Origin of the sequence: Thalassospira sp. CH_XMU1458, from assembly GCF_037027205.1 — a bacterium.
GTDB classification, from domain to species: domain Bacteria; phylum Pseudomonadota; class Alphaproteobacteria; order Rhodospirillales; family Thalassospiraceae; genus Thalassospira; species Thalassospira tepidiphila.
Window position 1 is genome coordinate 1,609,246 of the sequence record NZ_JAYMDW010000001.1, and the last position, 7,015, is coordinate 1,616,260.

Consider the following 7,015-nt stretch of genomic DNA (forward strand, 5'->3'; position numbering starts at 1 on the left):
AGAGGGGCAGCTCAGCTGCGGGCTTGAACCTGGAAGACCTCAATCGGGTCGGCAAAGCCCTTCATCTGGCGTGTACCTTGCGAGACAAAGCTTGCCCGACTGCCGCTATAGGTATTCTTGACGTTTTCTGAAACCAGTGTTTCGTCACCGCCTGCTTGCGCACAGACACGTGCGGCCAGCTGCACCACACTGCCAAACAGGTCGTTTTCCTCGGCAATGGCTTCACCGGCATTGATGCCGATGCGGATCTGGAATTTCAGGTCCTGGCTGGCATTGTGGGACGCCATGTTCTTCTGGATTTCAATGGCGGCTTCTACCGAACTCGCCGAGGACGGGAACACGGCCATGATACCGTCGCCCATATGTTTGACTTCCTTGCCATAATTGTTGATCAGGGCCGTGCGCACGATCTGGTTATGGATATGCACCATCTGCTGTGCGCCATGATCCCCCAGTTCCTGGGTCTTGGCCGTGGAATTGACGATGTCGGTAAACATTAGGGCATGAAGCTTTTTGCCACCGGCACCTTGTGGGCCAGCCGCGGGCTTGTCACTCCAGTCATTGATTGCTTTGGCGACCGATGACGTGATGCTCTTTTCATCCTTGATATAGGCGTCCATCGACTGGCGGCCCGCGCCATACATATCCTTGTATTTCGGCTCAAGAATATAGTCGTCGACATTCTTGCAGAAAGTTTCGGCCATGCTTTTGTTCGCGCCCATCGCCGAAATGCAGTCCCGCAAAATGACGCGCCCGTCCTTTTGATCCAGCGCGTGTTTTTCACTGCATGCATCACAGGCCCCGGCGACATATAGGTTAACGCCAAACTTGTGATAGGCATCAAGCGAGGTCACTTTACGCTGAATGGCTTCGATCGATCCGGTGATGAAGTCGCGCATCTGTTCGCGCGTCGCCCGCATTTCGCGTGTTTCGACCAATGGCTTTTCGGGCGTATCGTCAATCGGCTCCGGTACGGCCTCTGCCGATGTGTCGTCCTGCGCGTCTTCTGCGACCTCTACGTCCGTGTCGCCATCCTCACGGGCCATTTCGGCCGCCATTTCTGCGGCTGACTTGCGGCGCACATCCGAACCAGATCCCTGTGTGTTGCCCGTGCGATTACCGGTGCGGGCCGATTTGGACCCTGTCGAACGAAAAGATGCCATTGAAGATCTGCGTGCACGTCCCTTGAACTTTTTGGTCAGCGCCATCAGCATCGGTACGACGCTGGCCAAAAAACCAACGGTGAAGGACAGGAAGTTCGCCTTGTCATAAAAGCCCTGACTGATCTTGAGCCCCATCCCGGGCAGGAATTCAAGCCCCTTGGCCGCAAGCAACATGGTCGCAAGGCCAACCGCAATCGCAACACAGAAGGCGACCATCATCTTAAGGCCAAGGCCAATAAGGGTCTGGCTTTCTGCAACCGATGCAGATGGGCGAACAGCTGCTGGCTTCTTTTCGCTGGCAGGTGCCGCATCGTTGGGCTTGTCGGCAGATGTATCTGCCTTTGGCATCATTGGGGCGGGGGCAGGACGCTGCACATCGGCTTTGGGCGGGGCTGACCGCTTTGGCTTTGCCTGCGGGTTGGTGTTTTCCAGTCTGCCCTGACCGCGCGTCTCATAAATCACATACTCGTCAGAGCTGTTGGTTGCGTGGTCGTAAACCTCGCGAATGACTTTCACGCCTGACACGTGATTGGCGCGCTCGATCTGTTTGGCTTCCTCTTCTGCCTGCTTTCTTTGCGCACCAGTAAAGTGACCGTGGATCTGCCACCGGCCTGAACGGTCTTTAACATAGACCTCATAGCTAACCTGGTTACGTGCTGTCACTTGATTCATCTAAGAGCCTGATCATGCGTGCAAGCAGAACAGGGCAGCAGAATCGGTGCCGCCTTATCCTAACGAATGGGATTATGGCAAAAAAATGCCGAAATCACCATCAGATATGCTCAATAACAGCCAAGAGTTGTTCCAACCACAGCTTTTTACCGTCGGCAGCTATGCAAATTCAGGGTTTAGACAAAGAAAAACGCCCGCGGCATCAAGAAGATGCGACGGGCGCTGATCCCACAGAACACAGAAGCGTGTTCTTTGCTTAGTTGCCGATATTGAAACCAGCGAAGCGCTTTTTGAACTTAGCAAGCTGCCCGCCGCTGTCCAGAAGACGGTGAACACCAGTCCAAGCCGGGTGGCTTTTCGGATCGATGTCGAGCTTCAACACATCGCCCGGATTGCCCCAGGTCGACTGCGTGGTGAAGGTGCTGCCGTCAGTCATCTGAACGGTGATCTCATGGTAATCGGGATGGATATCTTTTTTCATCGCCTATCACTCCGGAATTTGAAGCGCGGTGTATAGTGTAAAAAATCGGCTCGCGCAACCCCTGTAACCGGTAATTATCCGATTAACGCCAAATGAGGGGAGTGCAGTAGCGATCAGGCGGTCGTTTAACAGTGGTTGACCCATGTTTCAAGCTTTTCTCGCACCCGTGCTTATGCATACTTGCACAGGCCTCTTTATATAGTATGGTGCGCCAACAATTGATTGTCGCCTTGCCGGGGCATTGGACCCCGATGATAGACGGAGAATATGACTGTGGCCCTTGAGGAAACCCGCTTCCATCAGCTTGCAGACGAAACCATCGAAACGCTGTCTGATGTTATTGATGATGCCTTGGGCGATGACCTTGATGTTGATCTGCAGTCCGGCATCCTGACCATCGAACTCGATTCGGGCGAACAATTCATCATCAACAAGCATGGTCCGAACCGTCAGGTCTGGCTTTCTTCGCCAGTCAGTGGGGCAAGCCACTATGACTTTGATGAAGACAACGAAACCTGGACCTCGACCCGCGGTTCGACCACGCTCCATGATCAGCTTTCGGCTGATCTCGCTGTCAAAACCGGGAACAAGCTTGATCTTGGCTGATCTCTTTACATCGGCCGCGTGGTTACCACTGCATACGGAATAAAGTGCCTTGGCGCGTACACCGACTTCTTCTGCAAAACTCACCGATCGTGAAACCAGCCGGAACCTCTCGTCGCTCCGTGCCATTGTTCCGTTCGTCACAAAATACCGTTTGCAGCTGTTCGGCGCGCTGATCGCACTGGTGACAGCTTCTGGCACCGTACTTGCGCTTGGCAATGGCCTGCGCATGCTGGTTGACGAAGGCTTTGCCGAAGGTGATGGCGCGCTGCTTGACCGGGCGTTGTTCGTTCTGTTTGCGGTAACCCTGTTGCTAGCGGGCGCAAGTTACATGCGCTTCTTCCTGGTTTCCTGGATCGGGGAACGTGTGGTTGCCGATATCCGTTCCGCCGTATACCGCCATATCATCCGACTAGACTCAGCCTTCTTTGAAGTCACACGAACCGGTGAAGTTCTTTCGCGTCTGACGACCGACACCACATTGCTTCAGGCTGTCATTGGCTCAAGCGTTTCGATCGCGCTTCGCAATGCCCTGATGTTTGTCGGGGGACTGACGATGTTGGCCATCACCAGTCCCAAGCTCACAGCCCTTGTCTTGCTGGTGGTGCCGTTGGTGGTCATTCCGATTGTCGGATACGGCCGACGCGTGCGGCGTTTGTCGCGAGAGTCGCAAGACAGAGTAGCCGACGTCAGCGCCTTTTCCGAAGAAACCCTCAATGCGCTGCGCACGGTGCAGGCCTATACCCACGAAGAAATCGAAAGCCAGCGTTTCAGCGGCCATGTCGAAGGGGCCTTCAGAACGGCGGTCGCGCGTATTTCCGCCCGCGCCCTTCTGACTGCGATTGTTATCGTCATGGTGTTTGGTGCGGTCGGCACCATCCTGTGGATTGGTGGTCATGATGTGCTTGATGGCACGATCTCGGCCGGGGAACTTTCGGCCTTTGTCTTCTATGCGGTGGTGGTTGCCGGATCGGTTGGCGCCATCAGTGAAGTGATAGGTGATTTGCAACGCGCGGCCGGTGCGGCGGAGCGCCTTGTTGCGTTGTTGTCGACTGAACCTGAAATCAAGGCGCCGGAAAACCCCTTCGCGTTGCCAGTACCCCATCAGGGCCATGTCAGTTTCGAAAACGTTACCTTCCATTATCCTGCCCGTCCGGATCGCTCTGCTCTTGAGGGGCTCAGCCTGTCGGTCAAGCCGGGGGAAACGGTTGCACTTGTTGGCCCTTCGGGTGCAGGCAAGACCACCGTGTTTCAGCTGCTGCTGCGCTTCTATGATCCGGCAAGTGGTGTGATCAAAGTTGACGGGATCGACATCAAGACGGCCGATCCGGTCGCGGTGCGCGAACGCATTGGTCTTGTCGCACAGGATCCGGTGATCTTTGCTGCCAGTGCCTGGGACAACATCCGTTATGGCCGTCCGGGGGCAAGTGATGCTGATGTGCGTGCGGCTGCTGACGCCGCGCACGCCAGCGAGTTCCTTGACCGCTTGCCAGATGGCTTTAATACCTTCCTGGGTGAAAAGGGTGTGCGCCTGTCGGGCGGTCAGCGTCAACGCATTGCCATTGCGCGCGCGATCCTGCGCAATCCGGCCATCCTGCTTCTGGATGAAGCCACCAGCGCGCTGGATGCTGAAAGTGAACAGGTTGTTCAAAAGGCACTTGAAACCATCATGAAAGAGCGCACCACGCTCGTGATTGCGCATCGTTTGGCAACGGTTCTGCATGCAGACCGGATTGCTGTGATCGATGATGGCAAGCTAGTAGCAGTCGGGACGCATCAGGAACTGCTCGAAAGCTCCCCGCTTTACGGGCGCTTGGCCAAGCTGCAGTTTGAACGCGACGCAGCTTGATCTCAGGATAAAGCCAAAGCGTGCCGTATAGCGGTCCTCGATCCGTTTTCTTTACTGCCACATTCTTTCGACCCAAAACGCTGAGCCTAGGCTTCAGCAGCGCAGACATCGGTCTCGGTGTCGCAGAAACAAAAAACCCGCCACAAGGGCGGGTTTTTGATCTTGGACCAATCGGGGTCTTATTCGGCGCTGGCGATCTTGCGGTTGCCGATTGACAGTTCAGCATACTGTTTGCGCAACACATCAGAATCCGCCAGGAAGCGATCAAGCTCTTCACCCTTAAGCGTCTTGCCACTTGGCATCTTCACGCGGATCGGGTTGACCTGTGCATTGTTCTGCAGGATCTCGTAATGCAGGTGCGGACCGGTGGAGCGGCCGGTTGTGCCAACATAGCCGATGATATCGCCCTGCTTGACGCGTGATCCCTGCTTCAGGCCCTTGGCAAAGCCATTCATATGGGCGTAGGCGGTGGCATAGGAATCATTGTGGCGGATCTGGATGTAATTTCCATAACCGCCATTGCGGCCAATCTTGGCAATCGTGCCGTTACCGGCGGCAAAGATCGGTGTGCCGGTCGGGGCAGCAAAGTCGATCCCCTTATGCATCTTGGTATAGCCAAGAATCGGGTGCTTGCGTTTGCCATAACCCGATGACAGACGTGCGCCGTTGATCGGTGTCCGCATCAGCGCGCGGCGATAAGATTCGCCCTTCTGGTTATAGAAGTCGGTTTCGCCGTTGCTGTCTGTATAGGAATAAAGCCGAACCTCATGACCGCTCAGCGTCATGCTGGCATAAAGCACATCGCCATAGCGTACGCGTTCACCGGCATCGTTTTTCAGTTCCTGATACATGATCTCAAAACTGTCGCCGGGTTGAATGTCGCGCTGGAAGTCGACTTCATAGGAATAAAGCTCGATCAGTTCCATCAGAACCGGGATCGGAACACCGTTGCGTTCCGCGGCCAGAAACAGGCTTTGCTCGATCGTGCCCGACGCAACATTGCGCGAAGGTGTCAGTTCGATTTTGTCCGAGGATGCCTGATAGCCGTCATCAGTGCGCGAGACCGAAACAATGGTTTCCGGGTCCGGCTGGAAGCTCATCTGGTCCAGAAGTTCGATATCGTCCTGCGCATCAGCAGCATAAACAAGGTCGAATTCCTGACCGGCACGCAGTTTGCGCGGGTTGAATACATCGCGCAGGGCTTCGATCGCGTTATAGGCAGATGTCCGCTCAAGGCCTGTGGCGGTCAGTGTCGCCATCAGGTTGGATCCCTTTTCAAGGACAACCGTCTCGCGGCGTGGTTCAAGATCCGGGATACTGGCGGTTTCGGTGACGTCGGCGTCACCCCCCATAACATGGCTCTCTGCAGCGCTGGCAGACAGGGCAGTATCCGAGGCGTTCGAATAATGATCAGATAGCAGATATCCGGTTGTTCCCCCCAGAATTACCATCACGCTCGCAATAGAAACCAAGTCTCTTCCGGCCATTGCCGCAGAACTCCCCTAAAAGCCATTTGTCAGTTCACCCGGGCCGTCGCTCTTGTTGGCAACATCGCCAAGAACCTTATACATAAAAGATTTGGCGATGTGAAATGCGAATTGCCGCAGGTAAAAGTGGAACCCGTCCCGACATAATGGCGCGATTTCCTTTACGAACCGTTGAGGGAATCCTGCTGCCTTGGTCACGATGGGCGGCGATCATGTGCCAGCCCACAGTGGCAAGAACATGGCAGCCGAAAACAAAATGAAATCCAGTTCACAGGGCTGCCGATCAAGCGCGCAATATGACATATATATATGTGTCGTTATCCTGCTGTTCTTGATGTGGGCAAACGACGGCTTCTGATGGGGCAAATGGGCTATATGGAATGACGGGCATGTCGACCGGCCTGATCCATGTTCAACCATGGTTTCTCAACCACGGGATGAAGGGTGAATTCCCCCGGTTCCGGCCAGTTTTGGCCCTTTTTACAAAAATGTCTTTTTCTGACGTTTTTTCTCAAAAAAGGGTTTGACAGTTTTGGGAGTGGGGCCTATAACCCGCCTCCACCGACGGGGTGCGGCGCCAACGAGACGGCGACGCGGACTGAGCGGTTCGGGGCTTCGGTCCTGGAGTTCTTTGACATTGTAGATCAGAAGGAAGGGATGCGCGGGCAGCGTTATGGCGCTAAAGTCTGTGCATCCTGGAGACGACGGATCGATTTGGATTTATTCAGATTGATTTGTGGTAACCACCAAAATGTGCAGA

At 54.9% G+C, this 7,015-nt stretch carries 6 protein-coding genes; 3 read left to right on the plus strand and 3 right to left on the minus strand.

Features of this window, described 5'->3' with window-relative positions; all coding sequences use genetic code 11:
• Window positions 1-11 precede the first annotated feature (11 nt).
• Window positions 12-1,835 (minus strand): adenylate/guanylate cyclase domain-containing protein, encoded by a 1,824-nt coding sequence (locus tag WBY09_RS07225; RefSeq protein WP_336232356.1) that lies wholly within the window; start codon window positions 1,833-1,835, stop codon window positions 12-14.
• 256 nt (window positions 1,836-2,091) lie between these two features.
• Window positions 2,092-2,316, minus strand: coding sequence for a 50S ribosomal protein L31 (rpmE, locus tag WBY09_RS07230; RefSeq protein ID WP_008891651.1), 225 nt, complete (start codon window positions 2,314-2,316; stop codon window positions 2,092-2,094).
• Between the two features lie 267 nt (window positions 2,317-2,583).
• Here rpmE and cyaY point away from each other — a divergent pair, with 267 nt between their 5' ends.
• Together cyaY and WBY09_RS07240 are read left to right on the plus strand one after the other, a co-directional pair.
• Window positions 2,584-2,922, plus strand: a complete 339-nt coding sequence (gene cyaY, locus WBY09_RS07235) for an iron donor protein CyaY (protein ID WP_063088989.1) — start codon at window positions 2,584-2,586, stop codon at window positions 2,920-2,922.
• A 49-nt stretch (window positions 2,923-2,971) separates the two neighbouring features.
• On the plus strand, window positions 2,972-4,768 hold the full coding sequence (locus tag WBY09_RS07240; protein WP_197145471.1) for an ABC transporter transmembrane domain-containing protein: 1,797 nt from the start codon (window positions 2,972-2,974) through the stop codon (window positions 4,766-4,768).
• Between the two features lie 179 nt (window positions 4,769-4,947).
• Here the strand turns inward: WBY09_RS07240 and WBY09_RS07245 are convergent, their stop codons facing one another.
• The gene (locus tag WBY09_RS07245; protein ID WP_197145470.1) at window positions 4,948-6,120 is read right to left on the minus strand and encodes a M23 family metallopeptidase; all 1,173 of its coding nucleotides are present in this window, start codon (window positions 6,118-6,120) and stop codon (window positions 4,948-4,950) included.
• Between the two features lie 579 nt (window positions 6,121-6,699).
• Here WBY09_RS07245 and WBY09_RS07250 point away from each other — a divergent pair.
• Window positions 6,700-7,015 (plus strand): hypothetical protein (locus tag WBY09_RS07250; RefSeq protein ID WP_336232359.1); only part of this gene is annotated, 316 nt, incomplete at its 3' end.